The 17,401-nt window shown below is 63.2% G+C and carries 15 protein-coding genes; 9 read left to right on the top strand and 6 right to left on the bottom strand.

Annotated features, from left to right (window positions below):
- Positions 1–6 precede the first annotated feature (6 nt).
- The 3 genes from D1Y84_RS11590 to acs all read right to left on the bottom strand — a co-directional run bounded on the left by D1Y84_RS11590 (position 7) and on the right by acs (position 4,008).
- Complete coding sequence (locus D1Y84_RS11590; protein ID WP_233581356.1) at positions 7–1,431, bottom strand: dicarboxylate/amino acid:cation symporter; 1,425 nt, start codon at positions 1,429–1,431, stop codon at positions 7–9.
- A 244-nt stretch (positions 1,432–1,675) separates the two neighbouring features.
- Complete coding sequence (locus D1Y84_RS11585; protein WP_124848741.1) at positions 1,676–1,972, bottom strand: DUF5076 domain-containing protein; 297 nt, start codon at positions 1,970–1,972, stop codon at positions 1,676–1,678.
- A gap of 44 nt (positions 1,973–2,016) precedes the next feature.
- Positions 2,017–4,008, bottom strand: a complete 1,992-nt coding sequence (gene acs / locus D1Y84_RS11580) for an acetate--CoA ligase (RefSeq protein WP_124848739.1) — start codon at positions 4,006–4,008, stop codon at positions 2,017–2,019.
- A gap of 258 nt (positions 4,009–4,266) precedes the next feature.
- On the opposite strand from acs, the gene D1Y84_RS11575 reads away from it, so the two are divergent.
- Together D1Y84_RS11575 and D1Y84_RS18165 are read left to right on the top strand one after the other, a co-directional pair.
- Positions 4,267–5,634, top strand: a complete 1,368-nt coding sequence (locus D1Y84_RS11575) for an OFA family MFS transporter (protein WP_199726395.1) — start codon at positions 4,267–4,269, stop codon at positions 5,632–5,634.
- A 48-nt stretch (positions 5,635–5,682) separates the two neighbouring features.
- Positions 5,683–5,820 carry a hypothetical protein gene (locus D1Y84_RS18165; RefSeq protein ID WP_199726394.1) on the top strand — a complete coding sequence of 46 codons (138 nt, stop codon included), beginning with the start codon at positions 5,683–5,685 and terminating at the stop codon, positions 5,818–5,820.
- Between the two features lie 77 nt (positions 5,821–5,897).
- Here the strand turns inward: D1Y84_RS18165 and galE are convergent, their stop codons facing one another.
- Positions 5,898–6,887 carry a UDP-glucose 4-epimerase GalE gene (galE, locus tag D1Y84_RS11570; RefSeq protein ID WP_124848737.1) on the bottom strand — a complete coding sequence of 330 codons (990 nt, stop codon included), beginning with the start codon at positions 6,885–6,887 and terminating at the stop codon, positions 5,898–5,900.
- A gap of 235 nt (positions 6,888–7,122) precedes the next feature.
- Between galE and D1Y84_RS11565 the strand changes: the two genes are divergently transcribed.
- The 3 genes from D1Y84_RS11565 (at position 7,123) to D1Y84_RS11555 (ending at position 10,925) form a co-directional block, all read left to right on the top strand.
- Positions 7,123–8,376, top strand: coding sequence for an energy transducer TonB (locus D1Y84_RS11565; protein ID WP_124848735.1), 1,254 nt, complete (start codon positions 7,123–7,125; stop codon positions 8,374–8,376).
- Positions 8,377–8,481: 105 nt separating this feature from the next.
- A complete protein-coding gene (locus D1Y84_RS11560) occupies positions 8,482–10,281 on the top strand; it encodes a M48 family metalloprotease (protein ID WP_124848733.1) in 1,800 nt (599 codons plus the stop codon).
- Positions 10,282–10,358: 77 nt separating this feature from the next.
- Positions 10,359–10,925 carry an outer membrane beta-barrel protein gene (locus D1Y84_RS11555; protein ID WP_124848731.1) on the top strand — a complete coding sequence of 189 codons (567 nt, stop codon included), beginning with the start codon at positions 10,359–10,361 and terminating at the stop codon, positions 10,923–10,925.
- Between the two features lie 75 nt (positions 10,926–11,000).
- Here D1Y84_RS11555 and D1Y84_RS11550 read toward each other — a convergent pair whose 3' ends face one another.
- Together D1Y84_RS11550 and D1Y84_RS11545 are read right to left on the bottom strand one after the other, a co-directional pair.
- Entirely contained in the window at positions 11,001–11,612 is a 612-nt protein-coding gene (locus D1Y84_RS11550) for an outer membrane beta-barrel protein (protein ID WP_124848730.1), read from the bottom strand.
- 262 nt (positions 11,613–11,874) lie between these two features.
- The gene (locus D1Y84_RS11545) at positions 11,875–12,798 is read right to left on the bottom strand and encodes a LysR family transcriptional regulator (protein ID WP_124850090.1); all 924 of its coding nucleotides are present in this window, start codon (positions 12,796–12,798) and stop codon (positions 11,875–11,877) included.
- Between the two features lie 137 nt (positions 12,799–12,935).
- Between D1Y84_RS11545 and D1Y84_RS11540 the strand changes: the two genes are divergently transcribed.
- The 4 genes from D1Y84_RS11540 (at position 12,936) to leuD (ending at position 17,393) form a co-directional block, all read left to right on the top strand.
- A complete protein-coding gene (locus tag D1Y84_RS11540) occupies positions 12,936–14,150 on the top strand; it encodes a 2-isopropylmalate synthase (protein WP_124848728.1) in 1,215 nt (404 codons plus the stop codon).
- Positions 14,151–14,172: 22 nt separating this feature from the next.
- Entirely contained in the window at positions 14,173–15,291 is a 1,119-nt protein-coding gene (leuB, locus tag D1Y84_RS11535) for a 3-isopropylmalate dehydrogenase (protein ID WP_124848726.1), read from the top strand.
- Between the two features lie 63 nt (positions 15,292–15,354).
- Entirely contained in the window at positions 15,355–16,797 is a 1,443-nt protein-coding gene (gene leuC / locus D1Y84_RS11530) for a 3-isopropylmalate dehydratase large subunit (protein ID WP_124848724.1), read from the top strand.
- A complete protein-coding gene (gene leuD, locus D1Y84_RS11525) occupies positions 16,797–17,393 on the top strand; it encodes a 3-isopropylmalate dehydratase small subunit (protein WP_124848723.1) in 597 nt (198 codons plus the stop codon). Before leuC ends, leuD begins: the two co-directional genes overlap by 1 nt.
- Positions 17,394–17,401: the final 8 nt, after the last annotated feature.

Genomic DNA, 17,401 nt, shown 5'->3' with positions numbered 1-17,401 from the left:
GGTGCTCTAGGCCAGTTCGGCGACTTCCGGCGCGGGCGCCTCAGTGCGGAACACACCCTCCCAGCGGGCGATCACCGCGGCAGCCAGGCAGTTGCCCGTGACGTTCACCACGGTGCGACCCATGTCCATCAGCGCGTCGATCCCCAGGATCAGGAAGATAGGCGCCTCCGGCAGGTGAAACGCGCCGGCCGTGGCGAGCAGCACCACCAGCACTGCGCGCGGCACCCCTGCCACACCTTTGCTGGTGAGCATCAGCACCAGCAGCATACTCACCTGTTCCCGCAGGGACATGTGCACACCCGCTGCCTGGGCAACAAATACCGAGGCAAGCGCCAGGTAGAGTGCCGAGCCGGCGAGGTTGAAACTGTAGCCGGCGGGGATCACGAAGCTCGTGACGTAGCGTGGCACACCGAAGGCCTCCATCGCCTCCATTGCACGCGGCAAGGCAGCCTCGCTGGTGCTGGTGGCAAACGCGATGGTCGCAGGCTCCGCAACGGCCCGCAGAAAGCCTCGCACCGGCACGCGCGCGATCAGGGCGGCTGGCAGCATAGCCAACAGTCCGAAGGTGAACAACGCCGCATACAGCGTGGCCAGCAGGCGCGCGAGGTGCGCCATGACACCCATGCCTGCGCTTGCCACCGTGTAAGCCAGGGCCGCGCCTACACCGATCGGCGCAAAGTACATCACGAGATTGGTGAAGGCGAACATCGTCTCGGTAAGCGACTCCACCAGCGCAAGCATCGGCAGCCTTCGGGCGAGCGGCACGTTGCGCAGCGCCAGCGCGAACAACAGCGCGAACACCGCAACTTCCAGGATCTGCCCGTCGGCGACCGCCTTGGCAATGTTGTCCGGGAAGACGCGCAGCAGAAATGCCTGCCAGCTTCCCATCTCCGCTGATGCCGGTGCGAGGCTGCTGGCGCCGGAACCCGACTGCTGCAGGGCTACACCTACCCCAGCGCGGGAAAGGTTGATCGCCACGAGGCCGATGGCCAGGGCAGCCGTGGTGAGCACTTCGAAATACACCAGGGACTTCCAGCCGAGGCGTCCTACACTGCTGTTCTGCCCAGCTTGAGTGTGTCCGGCGATCCCGGTGACCAGGGTGCCAAAGATCAGCGGGGCCACGATGCACTTGATGAGCCGAAGAAAGATGTCGGAGAACACGCGCGATGCGAGCGCGGCATGCGGCAGGTCCAGGCCATACTCCACGCCGGCCAGCATGCTCCAGAAGATCCACGGCGTAAGCGACCGACGGCGCAAGGCCCAGCCCGCAAGAAGCGCAAGCGCGAGGCAGCGCAGCCCAAGGGTGCCTGCCACGTGCGCGGGCGTCCGGAGCCAAAGGCCAAGTCCCCAGAGCAGGAGGCTCGCTCCCACAACGGAGGTCTGCGTTGAAGATTCGGGATGCCGGATGCGCTGCAGGTAAGGAACGGCCACGCACCCAGCATAGTGCCAACGCCCTGCCTCGCCTGCCTGGCAAGACGCGCTGCCTCTTTAAAACCAGGACAACCGCCTGCGCGGCTGGCGGTCCCTTCGGGACAGGTACTCGCTAAAAACAGTAGCTTCAACGCGCCAAAAAGCTTCCGGCGCCTTGAGGCGTTCGACTTTCCGGTACACACGCCACGAAGTGGCCGCAAGCCGCGCAGGAGGTTTTCGAGAACTAGAAAAGATGCTCCTGGAGCTACTCCGAAAGCTCACCCGAGAGTTCATCGGTGGACGAGTTCCACTCGTGTTCGAGCGATTCCCTGATGCGATCCAGCACTTCTTCCCGGTCCAGCCCTGCGCCCTGCTCATAGGAGTTGGCGATATGGCCCGCGAGGTCGGCGAGCATCATGCCCCAGGCAGCCGGATCCTCCCAGATGCCGGCGCGCAGGCTCACGTGCTGTGCGCCATCCGCGACCCAGACCCGGAGCAACTCAAACGCTTTGGGGTCCTGCCGGGCGTCCTCCGGGATCAGCAACTGCTTTGCGTCTGCCATGCTTTTCTCCTCGATCCCGTGTGTGTGACGCGGAGCCTTGTGGGTTAATCGTCTTCTTCGTGTGCCTTGGCCAGACCGCCAAAGTCTTCCAGCGTGGTGATGTCGCCACGGATTTCGCCATGCTCCGCGAGCTCGCGCAAAAGCCTGCGCATGATCTTGCCGGAGCGCGTCTTGGGCAACTGCTCCAGGAAGCGCACCTCGTCCGGCCGCGCCAGCGAGCCGATCTCCTTGGCCACCCAGGTGCGCAGTTCTTCCATCAGTTCAGCGGAGGGAGCGTGCCCGCTTTCGAGTGTCACAAAGACCGCGATGGCTTGCCCTTTGAGCTCGTGCGGCTTGCCTACCGCCGCTGCCTCGGAAACCTTGCGGTGCGCTATCAGGGCTGATTCGATCTCCATGGTGCCCAGGCGGTGGCCGCTGACGTTGATCACATCGTCCACTCGCCCCATCAGCCAGTAGTAGCCGTCCTCGTCGCGCCGCGCGCCATCGCCCGAGAAGTAGCAGCCCGGAATCTCGCTCCAGTATGTCTTGACGTACCGGTCATGGTCGCCCCAGATCGTGCGTGCCATGGACGGCCATGGCTTGCGGATCACCAGCAACCCACCCTGCCCGTCGGGTACCGGTTCGCCCTGTTTCGTGACAATCTCCGGCAGCACGCCGAAAAACGGCACGGTGGCCGAGCCGGGCTTGGTCGCGATAGCGCCAGGCAGGGGCGTCAGCATGTGCGCGCCGGTCTCGGTTTGCCACCAGGTATCGGCGATTGGGCAGCGTCCACGACCGATCTCAGTGTGGTACCACATCCAGGCTTCCGGATTGATGGGCTCGCCCACCGTTCCCAGCACCCGCAGGGAATCGAGCTTCGCTGCCCTGGGAAAGCTGTCGCCCCACTTCATGAACGCGCGGATCGCGGTCGGCGCCGTGTAGAACGCGGTGACCCGGTGCCGATCGATCACCTGCCAGAAGCGGCCTGGGTCCGGAAAGTTGGGCGCCCCCTCGTACAGCAGGGTCGTGACGCCATTCAGCAGCGCGCCGTACAACACGTAGGAATGCCCGGTGATCCAGCCCACGTCCGCCGTGCACCAGAACACATCGTCATCGCGTGTTTCGGGGTGCAGGTCGAACACCAGCTTCGTGGTCAGGTAGGAACCCACCGCGTAACCGCCATTGGTGTGCACCAGGCCCTTGGGCTTGCCGGTGGTTCCGGAGGTATAGAGGATGAACAACGGGTCTTCCGCTGCAAGCTGCTCGGGCGCGCAGTGCGGCTCGGCGGCTGCCATGGCGTCGTGCCACCACAGGTCGCGATCCGGGTGCATCGCAAGCGGCGAACCGGTGCGCGCATAGACCACCACGTGCTGCACGTCGGGGCACTGTTTCAGCGCTTCATCGACGGACTGCTTGAGCTTGATTTCGCCGCCACGACGGTAGGTTCCGTCCTGGGTGAGCACGACGCGGCAATCAGCATCCAGGATCCGGTCGGCAATGGCCTGCGGGGCAAACCCGCCAAAGATGACCGAGTGCACAGCGCCGATCCGCGTGCAGGCGAGCATGGCGATCGCCACTTCAAGCGACATGCCCATGTAAATGGCGACCCGATCGCCCTTGCCAACGCCCAGCATCCGCAGCATGCTGGCACACCGCTCCACCTCGGCTAGAAGAGCAGAGAAGGTCAGGGTGCGAGTTTCGCCGAGTTCCCCTTCCCAGATCAGCGCGGTGCGATCACCGCGTCCGGCGGCCACATGCCGATCCACGCAGTTGTCGCTCATGTTGAGCGTGCCATCGGCAAACCAGCGGGCGGCTGTCTCCGGTTTCAGGGCGTTCCAGTCCACCACTTCGCTCGGTTCGCGAAACCAGCGCAGGGCCTTGGCCTGCTCCATCCAGAACTCCTCTGGAGACTCGATGGAGCGCCGGTACGTTGCCTGGTACTGAGCCACGCTTTGTACATGGGCATGCGCTGCAAACTCCGCCGGGGGTGCAAACAGGCGGGTCTCACGGAGGGTAGACGTCAGGTTCTCGGAAGCGTTGTGCGGAGTTGCAGCCATGCGAGCCAGGTAGCCCTTTCACGTACGCGCCCCCTGCCTGCAAAAACCACAAACAGGACACACCGTACGAGACCACAGTAAAGGTGCCACGCGTCCCAAGCAAGCCATGCACGCGTTGCGGAGCCGTCGGTACGCTGCCGCCTTGTTCGTCATGCAGGGGATCGGATAGAGCTTTGTACGTTCCTGCGGCAGCGCGCGGTGCTTCGGTGCCGCAACAGGGTGCAAGAATGGAAGCAGATACGAAAGAGGCATTCACCCATGAGCACCTTTTCCTTTCTAGACCGGGAGCGCACCATTGCCCGGCCCGGCTACAGCCGCTGGCTTGTGCCCCCGGCTGCCCTTGCCATTCATCTTGCCATCGGCCAGGTGTACTCATTTTCTGTTTTCGTTAAACCGCTCCTGGGTCTGCATGACAGTGCAGGGGCGGCCTGGAGCCAGAAGGAGATCGGCTATATCTTCTCGATCGCCATCGCTTTCCTGGGGATCTCGGCGGCCTTGTTCAGCAAGTGGCTGGAGCGTGCGGGGCCGCGCAAGGTGCTGTTCGTGGCTGCGATCTGCTTTGGAGTAGGCTTCATCGTTTCGGCAATCGGGGTGCAGATCCACTCGCTGGCGCTGGTGTACCTGGGGTACGGGGCCATTGGCGGCATCGGGCTCGGCCTGGGCTATATCTCACCGGTAGCCACCCTGCTGCGCTGGTTCCCTGACCGCCCGGGACTGGCCACGGGCATGGCCATCATGGGCTTCGGGGGCGGCGCCATGATCGGCTCCCCACTCGGCACCCAGCTCATGGGCTTCTTTCACACGCACTCGCACTACCAGCCCATTGCCGCAACCTGGGTCACCATGGGCGTGGTGTACTTCCTGTTCATGATGTTCGGCGTGTTCATGATCCGTATTCCGAGGCCTGACTGGAAGCCCGCCGGATGGACGCCCAAGGCCAGCACCTCGGCCCTGATCAGCACTCACAACGTGTCTGCCAATTCCGCCATGAAGACACCGCAGTTCTGGCTGCTGTGGGTAATGCTTTGCCTCAATACGACGGCCGGCATCGGCATTCTCGAATCGGCTTCGCCCATGATCCAGAACCTGTTTCTCGGCAAGGTCACCGCGGCAGCAGCCGGCGGTTTCGTGGGCGTGCTTTCGCTGTTCAACATGGGAGGACGTTTCATCTGGTCGTCCATGTCTGACTATGTGGGCCGCAAAACGACCTTCACCCTCTTCTTCGTGCTGGGCACTGTGTTGTTCTACCTGCTGCCGGGATTCAGCTCGATCGGCCTGTTTGTGCTCACAGCCGGGGTGCTGATCAGCATGTATGGCGGCGGCTTCTCCACTGCCCCCGCCTTTCTCAAGGACCTGTACGGCTCGGCCGAGGTAAGCGCCATCTATGGGCGCCTGCTGACCGCCTGGTCGACCGCGGGCATCGTGGGGCCGCTGATCGTCAACGGCATCCTGGACCACACCGTGGCCTCAGGCCAGCCGCTGCGTAGCGCGTACCCGCTGGTGCTGCACATCATGGCTGCGCTGCTGCTGGTCGGGTTCCTCGCCAGTCTGCTGGTCCGCCCTGTTGCGGAGCGCTTCTGGATGCGCGAAGGCGACAAGGTCGCCCCGAGCTACGGAGCGCACTAACAGCGCGAGAACGGAAACAGGAACAAGACCCGGAATGGAGAACACGGAATGAACACAGCAATCTCGGACGAGAAAGTGACCAGCTCATCGCTGAGCGTCGCGCTGGCGTGGGCAGTGGTGGTACTGCCCGCGGCATGGGGCGTCTACAACACGGTGCTACGCGCGATCAACCTCTTCACCAAGTAAGCGGCACACCCACAGGCTCAAAACGCAGAACGCCAGCCCTTTGGCTGGCGTTTCTGCGTTTTGAAGCAAAGTCGCGGTTAGAAGCCTGTGCGTTGATAACGCTGCTGGTGCCACTCCCACGCGCTCTTGATGATGCCGTCGATTTGGGTGTATTCCGGACGCCAGCCGAGTTCTGCCGCAATCTTTTCAGAGCTCGCGATCAACACGGCTGGGTCGCCCGCGCGCCGGGGCTCTTCCACGACTGCGATGGGGCGGCCGGTGACCCGGCGCACCGCCTCAATGATCTCGCGGACGCTGAACCCAACACCATTGCCCAGGTTGTAGATCAGGCGAACGGGCTGCTCACTCTTGAGCAGCGCCGCGAACGCCATCTGGTGTGCCCGGGAAAGATCGCTGGTGTGGATGTAATCCCGAACCGCAGTGCCGTCGGGCGTCGGATAGTCCTGCCCAAAGATCTTGATGGAAGCCCGGCGGCCGATCGCGACATCGAGCACCAGGGGGATCAGGTGCGACTCCGGCTCGTGCGCTTCGCCCCTGCCCGGCACAGCGCCGGCCACGTTGAAGTAGCGAAGGCTGGCATAGGAGAAGCCATGGCTCTGGTAGAACCAGCGCAACATCTGCTCCACCAGCAGCTTGGACTCGCCGTACGCATTGGTGGGGCGCAGGGGTGCGTCCTCCAGGATGGGCGTGCTTTCGGGCTCGCCGTACAAGGCCGCGGTGGACGAAAACACCAGGCGGCGCACGTTGGCGGCGAGCATGGCTTCAAGCAGCGTCAGCGTGCTGGCGCTGTTGTTGCGGAAGTAGGTCTCGGGCGTTTTCATGCTTTCGCCTGCTTCGATCAGCGCCGCAAAATGCATGACGCCGTCGAAGCTCCCGGTGCGCAGCGTCTTCTCGATCAGCGCACGGTCGCCGAGTTCGCCTTCGACAAAGGTGGCGCCGGGTGGAAGCATCGATCGATGCCCGTGGCATAGGTTGTCAAAGATCACAACCTCGTGCCCGGCCTTGAGCAGGTCTTCCGCTACCGTGCCACCAACATAGCCTGCCCCACCTGTAACCAAGATCCTCATGCATCACGTCCTTCCAGAGACATCTAATAACTAGAGCCGAAACTCAGCGACCACCTTTGCAGAGCAGCGGGTTGGCGCCAAGTTCCCAATGGTAATCGAAAGGTTTCAGTTCTTCGCGAAAAGAACAGCAGCGTCGCTAGAATGGGTGTGACTTCCCCGTGACAGGTAATACAGGTTTAACGGGGACAAAGCTCATGAGGGGGCCGGGGAAGCTGGCAATGCGAAGTGAAAGTGCTTGTCTCAAGGCTCTTTCGCACGATTCGCCCTGCTGCCTTCCGTGCACGCGATGACCAAAGAGACTGCTATCTCGACGACCCAGGTAACAGACGCCCCGAGGCCCCCTGAAACGGGGCCATGGCCGCATGCGTCTAATTCGTACAGCCGCACCAGTACACAGGAGGCAGCAATCGCCACCCCGACCCTCGAGCGTGGGACACAACGCGACGTGCTTAACCACGCGAATTTTGGCCTTCTCAAGGAAGACAAGGGAAGGTTCGGTTCTTTTGGCGTGTCCGTCGGCATCAACCTTGCCATCGTGGCGGCGATCCTGGCGTTCACCATCAACCAGGTGCATGAAGAGCATGTGCGGCGGCAGGAGCAGTTGGTCTACCTGGCTCCAGAGCCCAAGCCGTATGTGCCACCCGTTCCCAAGGTGAAGCTGCCGCCCATTCCACCGCTTCCACGCGACCAGCCCAAGATCCAGCCGCCGGTGCCTACGCCGGTAGTGGAACCGCCCAAGCCGGAGCCGATCAAGGTAGCAGTGAAGCAGCCCACACTCCCGAACCCGGCACCCCGGCCCGTGGTTGCTCCACCGAAGCCGGTCGTGGGCGTGTTCAAGTCGCCTGCGGCACCGGCGGCCCAGGCGCCCAAGGTAGCCGCGGCGCAGGCCGCGGGTTTTGGAGCGCCCACGGGCGTACAGGCAAATCCCAATGCGAACCGGCCTTCGCAGCTCGCCACGGTAGGAGCATTTGGCGCCGCCGCAAACAGCAACCAGGGCGCCGCAGCGCGCCAGGGTGCGGTGACCAGCAGCGGCTTCGGTTCCGGCGCACCCTCCGGCTCGCCTAACGGCAGCGCACGTGGGGTCGTCTCCACGAGCGGCTTCGGTTCAGGCACGCAGGCATCCGGCGCACCCGGCGGCCGGGGCACTGTTGCATCAACGGGTTTCGGCCAGGGCAGTGCTCCGGCCGGGGCCTCGGCGGCAGCCCGCGCGCAGCAGCCCGTGGTGACCAGTATTGTGTTGTTATCAAAGCCGGTTCCCCAGTACACCGAAGAAGCGCGGGAAGCGCATGTGCAGGGGGATGTCACGCTGGAAGTCAGGTTCACGGCGGATGGCCAGGTGCAGGTCTTGCGGGTTGTGAGTGGTCTCGGGCATGGTCTGGATGAACAGGCGCAGCTGGCTGCTTCCAGGATCCGCTTCAAGCCGGCTACGCGCGACGGCAAACCTGTGGATCAGGTCGTAAACATCCACATCAGCTTCCAACAGGCTTAAGGCAGCACCGCCTATAGCGGGCGGCGTTGCCCGTTCAATCAATGCTCGTCAACGGGCATACCAATGAGCACACCACCGGGGTACCCGGTAGATGAGGACGTTTTCATGATCGCTCGAAAGCTCGGGCTGTTTGCACTCGGCACAGCACTGGCAGCCGCGCCAGCTTTTGCCAAGAAGGAAAAGCCGCTGCAACTGGCTCCTTTGACCGCCGAACAGAAGGAACTCGTTACCAAGGCGATGGACCGGGAGAAAAATACGGTCAAGCAGATTGCCAAGCACACGCCCGTAGTGCAGACCTACATCCAGAACATGCGTCCGGATGCGATCGAGTACCAAGTTCCTGTTTCGGACCAGTACATCATCGGGCGCGTGGATTTCGGCAAGACGTTCTCCAACGACCAGTACGACAGCAAGGCGACCAAGAAGGGTCTGCTGCACGGATCACTCGGGTACATCACGGGCCTCAGCAAGGCATTCGAGCTGAGCTACTCGGCCACCGGCTTCATGGACATGATGTTTATCGATCCGGCCGGCTTCGACTTCCAGCACTATGACTTCACCTTCGTGCGCCGCGAGTTCATCGGCAATATCCGGACTTCGGTGTTTGACGTAAAGCCCAACAAGAAGGCAGGCGCAGGGCGTTTCTTCGGACGCCTCTGGGTGGAGAACCGGGATGGCAACATCGTGCGCTTCAATGGCACGTACACCAGCAATCCCAACGACGAGGACACGCACTACTACCACTTCGACAGCTGGCGCTCCAACCTGCAGGAGGGCCTGTGGCTGCCCTCCGTGATCTACACGGAGGAGTCGGACCACTCGGCCGCTGCGCACGCCAAGGGTTTCAAGGCGCAGACCTCTTTCTGGGGCTACTCGTTGAAGCTGCCGCAGGGTGACTCGGAAAACACCTCGGTCGAGGTCGAAGGTGCGCAGGACCAGAGCCAGAACTCGCAGGATGTCAGCCCCCTGCAGGCACAGCGGCTGTTTGTGACGCAGGCGGAAAACAACGTCCTGGATCGGCTGGTGCAGGCCGGGCTACTCGCTCCGCCGAGCCCGTTCGACAAGGTGCTTGAGACTGTTACAAACAACATCATCATCGGCAACAACCTTGCCCTGCCGAGCGATATCCACTGCCGCGTTATGCTGACGCAGCCACTCGAGGCGCTGGCGGTCGGCAACACGATCCTGCTCTCCAAGGGCCTCGTCGACGCCCTGCCCAACGAAGAAGACCTGGCAGCGGTGCTTTCCTTCGAGCTGGCGCACATCACCCTGGGGCATCACATCGACACGCGCTACGCGTTCAATGACCGGCTGCTCTTCCCCGATGAGGCGGCATTCCAACGCATCAACATGAACCACACGGATAAAGACAATGCGGCGGCGGCCAAGCGTGCGGTCGACCTGTTCAACAACTCCGTGTACAAGGACAAGGCCGGCAGCGTAGGCCTGTTCTTCGCAGAGCTGCAGAGCCGCGAGAAGGAACTCACAGCCCTGCTCTCGCCGCGGCTCGGCGATTCGCTGATCCAGCCGAGTGGCGTGCCGTGGCTCGATGCCCTGGGCAAGAACCAGGTGAAGCTGGACGTGGCCGACATCAAGCAGCAGGCTGCCCTGCCCCTTGGAAGCCATCTCCGCATCGACTCCTGGGATGACAAGGTCATCGCTCTGAATGCGCCGGCCCCGTTGATCACCAATGCCAGCGACAAGCTGCCGCTTGAGATCACGCCCGTCTACCAGCGGCTGACGTACTACCAGCCCCAGCAGGATGCGGCCCCCGCAGCCACCGGGCAGGCTGTTGCACCCGCACCGGCCTCGCCGGATGCCCAGCAGCCTGCCAACGCACCCGACGCGGCTCCTGCGCCCGGTGCTGCCACGTCGCCGGCGCCTGCCGGCGCACCGCAACGATAGAATCAAGGCTGAGGGCGCATCCCCTGCGCCCTCAGCGATGGAATGCCTTCCGGCTATCGCAATTCTGGAGATCCATCATGCGTATGCCGCAGGCCTGTGCCTGTTTTATTGCAGTAATCCTGCTTGCTTCTACCGCTATCGCCCACGCCCAGGTACACGAATCAGCCACTGGCGCCGCGCGCCATTTGTGGGCCGGTGCGGAGTTTTCTAGCTTCGATCCTGACTACGGTCCAGACCGCCTTGAAGGCGTCGGGCTCTATGCCGACTACTTCATCACGCGCACCTTCGCCATGGAAGGCGAGGTTCGCCTGCTCGACTTCAACAAGCCCAATGGCCTGACCGAGAAGACGTTCTTGGGCGGCCCGCTGTACACCTTCTACCGGCACGCTCGATTTTCCGCCTACGGCAAGGGGTTGCTGGGGGGCGCAACTGTCAACTACCCATTCGACATCGGGTATGGCAGTTACTTCGCCGCGGAGGCCGGCGGGGGCATCGAGTACCGCCTGCTTCCCAGGGTCAAACTGCGGGGCGAGTACACGTACCAGTTTCTGCCTGGCGCGCCCGGCTTTTCTTTGCCCGGCTACCCGGATGACGGGTTGACTCCTTCCGGGATCAATATCGGGCTGTCGTATCGCATCTTCTAAACCCAGCTCAAACCATGCTGCAAAAGCAAAAGCCCCGCATCCGCGGGGCTTTTGCTGGTCGGAGAGAAAAGAAGCTTAGAAGTGGTACGCCACGCCGACAATTGGGTTCGAGATGTTCTCGTACCGGCCGGTGTTGGTGGAGTTCCCGGTCGCGCCATAGTTCGGCGCCTTGACCACAATGCCACGATACTGCACGCGGATATCAAAGCTCGGGCTCAGCTCATACGCCACGCCGCCGCCGTAAGGAACACCGATCTGCGTGCTGCTCTTAAGCGGGTTGTAGTTCGTCTTGTTGTCGTTGATGATGCCGAAGAAGTAGCCGCCGATACCGCCTTCAACAAACGGGAAGAAGTTCTTGTACGAGAAGGCGCTGTACACGTACTCGGCGGAGAACTCCTGGAACTGGGTGTGTGCCCGGATCGATGCTGCGTTGGTCGCGAAGTCAGCAATGTACCGGTTGTAGCCGTAGTTCACCTCGGCTGCGCCCCTGGGGGTCAGCAGGTAGCGGTAGCTGGCGACGAGCCCAATGTCGGCGACCGTCCCGGTCTGGTGAACGCCGTTGCCCACTACCTCCGGAGAAAAGAGCCCGGAGTAGCTGACACTTGCGTCCTGCCGGCTTTCCTGTGCGTGCGCCACGGTGGCGGCGACCAGAGGCAGGCTCGCCAGAAACAAGATCCATTTGTTCATTCGCTGTGTTGACCTCTCGCCCGGCGCAAACCTAGCTCTTCCTAAGCGCGGAGCGTGCCCTGTGGGCTTCACCAAGTTCCGGATGCATCCAAAAGTACGACGCCACTCCCGGTCAATCGCAATTGTACCTGTGCGAGGGCTGGGTTGTGCGACGCCGCTGAGGAATGTGGCTCTGCGAAGGCGAAGCTCCCGTCGTGGATGCACGGGTTCATGATCCGCAGCGTACGCTCGTCGTCGGTCACCCCGCCGGGGTCGGCGCCGGCTACGACTCCGGCTCTTCCGCAAAGGCATGGGGAGCGCCCCGTTGCTCCGCCAGGGTTTGCAGGCTCCGCAGGAATGCGCTTGCGGCATGGGAAAGCGTGCCATGCCGCCGCCGAATGAGCCACATGCGACGCTTCCAGTCGAATTCCGGCACCGGCACCCGGACGAGCATGCCCTGCTCTACCTCCTGCGCAACGGCTAGCGCGGGCAGGATTGCCACGCCTGCGCCCAAGGCCACAAACCGCTTGATCGCCTCGAGGCTGGGCAACTGCACCCCCATATGCAATGGCGTCTTCAAGCGGGCGAACAAGGCGGTGATTTCCCGCCGCAGCGGCGAGGCGACGGCATGGCCGATGAAGTTCTGCGTGCCGAGGTCGCGCACCGATACCTGGGGCGCCGAGGCCAACGGGTGCTGCGGGTCCACCACCAGCGCCACCTCGTCGTCGTATATCGCGGTCGCAAGCAGCCCTTCCTGCTCCGGCTGAAAGCTCAGGACACCCAGTTCCACCGAGCGCTCGAGGACCTGCTCTGGGATGCGGCTGGCCAGAGACCGCTGCACCACGATGTTGATCTGCGGACTCACCTGACGGTAGGCAGCCAGGACCGGGATTAGAAGGTGCGAGGTGTACTCGTTCGCGGCAACCAGAAGCCGGCCGCGCTCGAGCGAGCGCAACTCTTCCACCGCACTGGCCGCCTCGACCCGGAGACGCAACAGTCGCTCGGCATAGTCGCGCAGGACTTCTCCGGCTGCGGTGAGCGTGCCGTCCCGAGTGCCCCGTTCAAACAGCCGCTCGCCGAGTTCTTCTTCGAGCTTGCGGATCGTCTGGCTGACCGCGGGCTGGGTGCGCCGGAGACGTACGGCTGCCCTCGAGAAGCCCTGTTCTTCCGCAATGGCCAAAAATGTCTCGAGATGCGCCAGCTCCATAATGTTGACCCTTTGCAGTTGACCTTGAGGCAAGCATGTATTCGCTCAACTAATCATAAAGCGAATAATTTCGAATTGGAATTATGCAAGCTCCTCTGACACACTGTTGATGGAATCGTAAAAGCAGGGGCGGACTTATGGCAGGCGCACCAAACAACGTTGTTTTCTTCGACACCACGCTTCGCGACGGCGAGCAGTCGCCCGGGTGCAGCATGACCGAGGCCGAGAAGCTGAGGATGGCCCATGCCCTTGAGGATCTCGGGGTCGACATCATGGAGGCCGGCTTCGCCATCTCCTCCGAGGGCGACTTTCAGGCGATCCAGCGCATTGCCCGGGAGATCCGCCGGCCCGTGATCGCGTCCCTCGCGCGCGCCCGACGCGAGGATATCGAGCGCGCCGCGGCGTCCATCGAGGGTGCGGCCAAGGCCCGCATTCACACGTTCCTGGCCAGCTCCGACATTCACCTCGAGTTCAAGCTCAAGATGAGCCGAGAGAAAGCGCTCGCGCAGGTGGGCGAGATGGTCGCGCTGGCCCGGACCTACGTTGAGGACATCGAGTTTTCCGCTGAAGACGCCACGCGCACGGACATGGACTATCTCTGCGCGATGACGCAGATCGCCATCGAAGCCGGGGCAACCACGATCAACCTGCCGGACACGACCGGCTACTCGACGCCCGAGGATTACGCGGCGATGTACCGCGTCGTGTACCAGCGCGTACTTGCCGGAACGCCGTACGCGGATACCGTGATCCTGTCGACGCACTGCCATGACGATCTTGGTCTGGCGGTGGCAAATACGCTGGCGGGTATCGAAGGCGGGGCGCGGCAGGTGGAGTGCACGATCAATGGAATCGGCGAACGCGCCGGCAATGCCGCGCTCGAAGAGATAGCAGCGGCCCTGCGCGTGCGTGCGGACCGCTACAAGGTGGAGAGCAACATCGTGCTCGAAAAGCTTTACCCCACGAGCCAGTTGCTGGGCGAGACCATCTCGTTCCGCCCGGCGCCCAACAAGGCAATTGTGGGAGAGAACGCGTTTGCGCATGAAGCCGGCATTCATCAGCATGGCATGCTGGCCAACCCGCTGACATACGAGATCATGACGCCGGCCTCGGTCGGGCAGCCTGCCAACAAGCTGGTGCTGGGCAAGCACTCGGGTCGCGCGGCCTTGCGGTCGCGACTGGCGGAGCTGGGATTCGTTCTGCCGGCCGAGCAGCTCGACGCGGCCTATGCGGCGTTTACCACCTTGGCGGACAAGAAGAAGTCGATCTATGACCAGGACCTGGTGAAGCTGGCGAACCAGGCCAGCGGCGTCGAAGCCGCAGACGACGCGGCGCAGGCAGCACAGGTCTAGTCTGAAGAGACAGGAGCAAGCAATGCAGTTGAAAGTTCTGGTACTGGCCGGCGATGGCATCGGCCCCGAAGTGACGGAGCAGGCGATCCGCGTCCTGCGCACGGTCGCCGCGCATGGCGATCACGCGTTTACGTTCGAAGATGGCCTGATCGGCGGCGCGGCGATCGATGCCGCGGGCACACCGTTCCCCCCGGCCACGCGCGAAGCAGCGCTGGCGAGCGACGCGGTGTTTCTGGGTGCGGTGGGGCACAACAAGTTCAACGCACTGCCGCCCAGCGAGCGCCCTGAGGCGGGCCTGCTGGCGCTGCGCGCCGCGCTTGGCGGCTTCGCCAACCTGCGTCCGGCGTTTGCGCACCCGGCGCTTGCCGATAACTCGCCGTTGCGCCCCGCCGTGATCGAGGAAGTCGACATCCTGTTTGTGCGCGAGCTGCTGGGCGGCCTGTACTTTGGCCAGCCGCGCGAGTGGAACCGCGCCACCAACGAGGCCTGGAACACCATGCGCTATACCCGCGCCGAGATCGAGCGCGTGGCCCGCGTGGCGTTTGAGCTTGCCGGCAAGCGCCGCAAAAAGCTCACCTCGGTAGACAAAGCCAACGTGCTCGAGGTTTCGCAGCTTTGGCGCGCCACTGTGAACGAGGTTGCGAAGGATTATCCGGAAATCACCGTGGAGCACGAGTTCGTGGATGCCTGCTCCATGCACCTGATGAACAACCCGCGCCGCTTCGACGTGATCCTTACCGAGAACCTTTTCGGGGACATCCTGTCGGATGAAGCCGGCGTGATCACCGGCTCACTCGGCGTGCTGCCTTCCGCCACGATCGGGGGACAGGTGGACCTGTTCGAGCCCGTGCATGGCTCGGCGCCCGACATCGCAGGCCAGGGCATTGCGAATCCCGTGGGCGCGATCCTGACGGCGGCGATGCTGCTGCGCCACTCGGCAAAGCTTGAAGCCGAAGCCCTGGCAGTGGAGCAGGCGGTGCGCACCGTGCTTGAGTCCGGAGCGCGTACCAAGGATCTTGCACGCGGCCAGCAGGGCACCATCCTCAGCACGCAGGAGATGGGGACCAGGGTCAACGATGCGCTGATCGACGTGCTGCGCGGGCAGGCCGAGAGTGCCCGTCTTACAGGCGTCACCCGCTAAGCGCTTTGCAACAGTTGCAGTAGTCAAGTGTCGTAAGCCGCGCAGGCGGCGAACAGAGGTCACATGAGCCAAGCAAAAACACTTTTCGAAAAAGTCTGGGAGCAGCACATCGTCGCCGAGCCTGCGGGCGAGCCGACGATCCTCTACATCGATCTGCAGCTCGTTCACGAAGTCACGTCTCCCCAGGCATTCGAGGGGCTTCGCCTGGCCGGTCGCCGGGTGGCCCGTGCCGACCGGACGCTCGCGACTGTGGACCACAATGTGCCAACCGACAAGGATCGGATCCATATCAAGGACCCGATCGCGGCCAAGCAGATCGAGGCACTGCGGAAGAACTGCGCGGAGTTCGGCGTGGAACTGTTCGATGTGAACTCCGTCGACCAGGGCATTGTGCACATGATCGGACCGGAGCTTGGCGCAACCAAGCCGGGCATGACCATCGTCTGCGGGGACTCGCATACCTCCACGCACGGAGCCTTCGGCGCACTTGCATTCGGCATCGGCACGAGCGAGGTCGAGCATGTGCTGGCCACGCAGACCCTGCCCCAGTCGCGTCCGAAGACCTTCCGCATTGCCGTGGAAGGCGAACTGCCGCACGGTGTCACCGCGAAGGATATTGTGCTCGGCATTATCGGCCGGATCGGCACCGACGGAGCGACCGGCTATGCCATCGAGTTCGCGGGTTCCGCTATCCGCGCGCTGTCGATGGAAGGCCGCATGACCATCTGCAACATGAGCATCGAGGCCGGTGCACGTGCCGGCATGATCGCTCCGGACGAGACCACCTTTGCGTACCTGGAAGGCCGCCGCTTCGCGCCCAAGGACGCGGACTGGGAGCGCGCCAAGCAGGAGTGGCGCAAGCTGCCGACTGATGAGGGCGCCGCCTTTGATCGCGAACTGCTGATCCCCGCGCACGAGCTCACTCCCTACGTCACCTGGGGCACCAGCCCGGGCATGGTGGTCGGCGTCACCGACGTGGTGCCGGACCCTTCGCTGGGCGAAACAGAAGCCGATCGCAATGGCCTTGCGCGCGCGCTCGAATACATGGACCTGCGCGCCGGGACCCCGATTGAGGAGATCACGATCGACCGCGTGTTTATCGGCTCATGCACCAATGCGCGCATCGAGGACCTGCGCGCTGCCGCCAAGGTGCTTGCGGGTTACCAGGTGCATGCCAACGTACGCGGCATGGTCGTTCCCGGGTCGCAGCAGGTCAAGGCGCAGGCAGAGCGCGAGGGGCTGGACCATGTTTTCAGGGAAGCAGGTTTCGACTGGCGGGAGCCGGGCTGCTCCATGTGCCTCGGCATGAACCCGGACATTCTGCAGCCAGGCGAGCGGTGCGCTTCAACCTCGAACCGCAATTTTGAAGGACGCCAGGGCAAGGGCGGCCGCACCCACCTGGTGAGCCCTGCCATGGCCGCAGCCGCGGCCGTGATGGGTCGCTTCACCGACATTCGAACCTGGCAGTACCGAACCGCCAGCCGCGAAGCCGAGGTACTCGCATAATGCAGGCCTTTACGACTCTCACCTCCATCGTCACGCCGCTCGAGCTGTCCAATGTCGACACGGACCAGATCATCCCGAAACAGTTCCTGAAGCGCATCGAGCGCACGGGCTACGAAGATTATTTGTTCTTTGACTGGCGGCAGGACCCGGGCTTTGTTCTGAATAACCCGGCGTACGGGGGCTCGCACATCCTGGTGGCCGGCAAGAATTTTGGCTGCGGCTCGTCGCGCGAGCACGCTGCCTGGGCGCTGGAGCAGTATGGCTTCCGCTGCGTGATCGCACCCAGCTTCGCCGACATCTTCTACTCCAATGCCGGCAAGAACGGCATCCTGGCGATCACGCTGAGCGAGGCCGAGGTGGAACGGCTGCTGCTGCAGGCAAAGACCGCCGATGGCTACCGGCTGACGGTTTCACTCGAGAGCAACACCATCGAGGATGAGAGCGGCTTTGCCACCAGCTTCCAGATCGATCCCTTCCGGCGCGATTGCCTGCTGCAGGGACTCGACGACATCGGGCTCACACTTCGCCATGCCGCCTTGCTTTCGGCCTATGAGCAGAAACACGATACGGAAAACTGGCTGCTCGCCCGCGCGTAAACGAACCG

This window comes from Acidipila sp. EB88 (genome assembly GCF_003858395.1).
Classification (GTDB): Bacteria; Acidobacteriota; Terriglobia; order Terriglobales; family Acidobacteriaceae; genus EB88.
This window is presented reverse-complemented; position numbering and strand designations above follow the sequence as displayed.

What these genes read in the sequence shown, in the direction of transcription:
- leuD (WP_124848723.1), top strand. Translation starts at nt 16,797, where the DNA reads ATGCAGGCCTTTACGACTCTCACCTCCATCGTCACGCCGCTCGAGCTG.
- leuB (WP_124848726.1), top strand. Translation starts at nt 14,173, where the DNA reads ATGCAGTTGAAAGTTCTGGTACTGGCCGGCGATGGCATCGGCCCCGAA.
- D1Y84_RS11555 (WP_124848731.1), top strand. Translation starts at nt 10,359, where the DNA reads ATGCGTATGCCGCAGGCCTGTGCCTGTTTTATTGCAGTAATCCTGCTT.
- D1Y84_RS11550 (WP_124848730.1), bottom strand. Translation starts at nt 11,612, where the DNA reads ATGAACAAATGGATCTTGTTTCTGGCGAGCCTGCCTCTGGTCGCCGCC.
- leuC (WP_124848724.1), top strand. Translation starts at nt 15,355, where the DNA reads ATGAGCCAAGCAAAAACACTTTTCGAAAAAGTCTGGGAGCAGCACATC.
- D1Y84_RS18165 (WP_199726394.1), top strand. Translation starts at nt 5,683, where the DNA reads ATGAACACAGCAATCTCGGACGAGAAAGTGACCAGCTCATCGCTGAGC.
- acs (WP_124848739.1), bottom strand. Translation starts at nt 4,008, where the DNA reads ATGGCTGCAACTCCGCACAACGCTTCCGAGAACCTGACGTCTACCCTC.
- D1Y84_RS11560 (WP_124848733.1), top strand. Translation starts at nt 8,482, where the DNA reads ATGATCGCTCGAAAGCTCGGGCTGTTTGCACTCGGCACAGCACTGGCA.
- D1Y84_RS11585 (WP_124848741.1), bottom strand. Translation starts at nt 1,972, where the DNA reads ATGGCAGACGCAAAGCAGTTGCTGATCCCGGAGGACGCCCGGCAGGAC.
- galE (WP_124848737.1), bottom strand. Translation starts at nt 6,887, where the DNA reads ATGAGGATCTTGGTTACAGGTGGGGCAGGCTATGTTGGTGGCACGGTA.
- D1Y84_RS11545 (WP_124850090.1), bottom strand. Translation starts at nt 12,798, where the DNA reads ATGGAGCTGGCGCATCTCGAGACATTTTTGGCCATTGCGGAAGAACAG.
- D1Y84_RS11575 (WP_199726395.1), top strand. Translation starts at nt 4,267, where the DNA reads ATGAGCACCTTTTCCTTTCTAGACCGGGAGCGCACCATTGCCCGGCCC.
- D1Y84_RS11540 (WP_124848728.1), top strand. Translation starts at nt 12,936, where the DNA reads ATGGCAGGCGCACCAAACAACGTTGTTTTCTTCGACACCACGCTTCGC.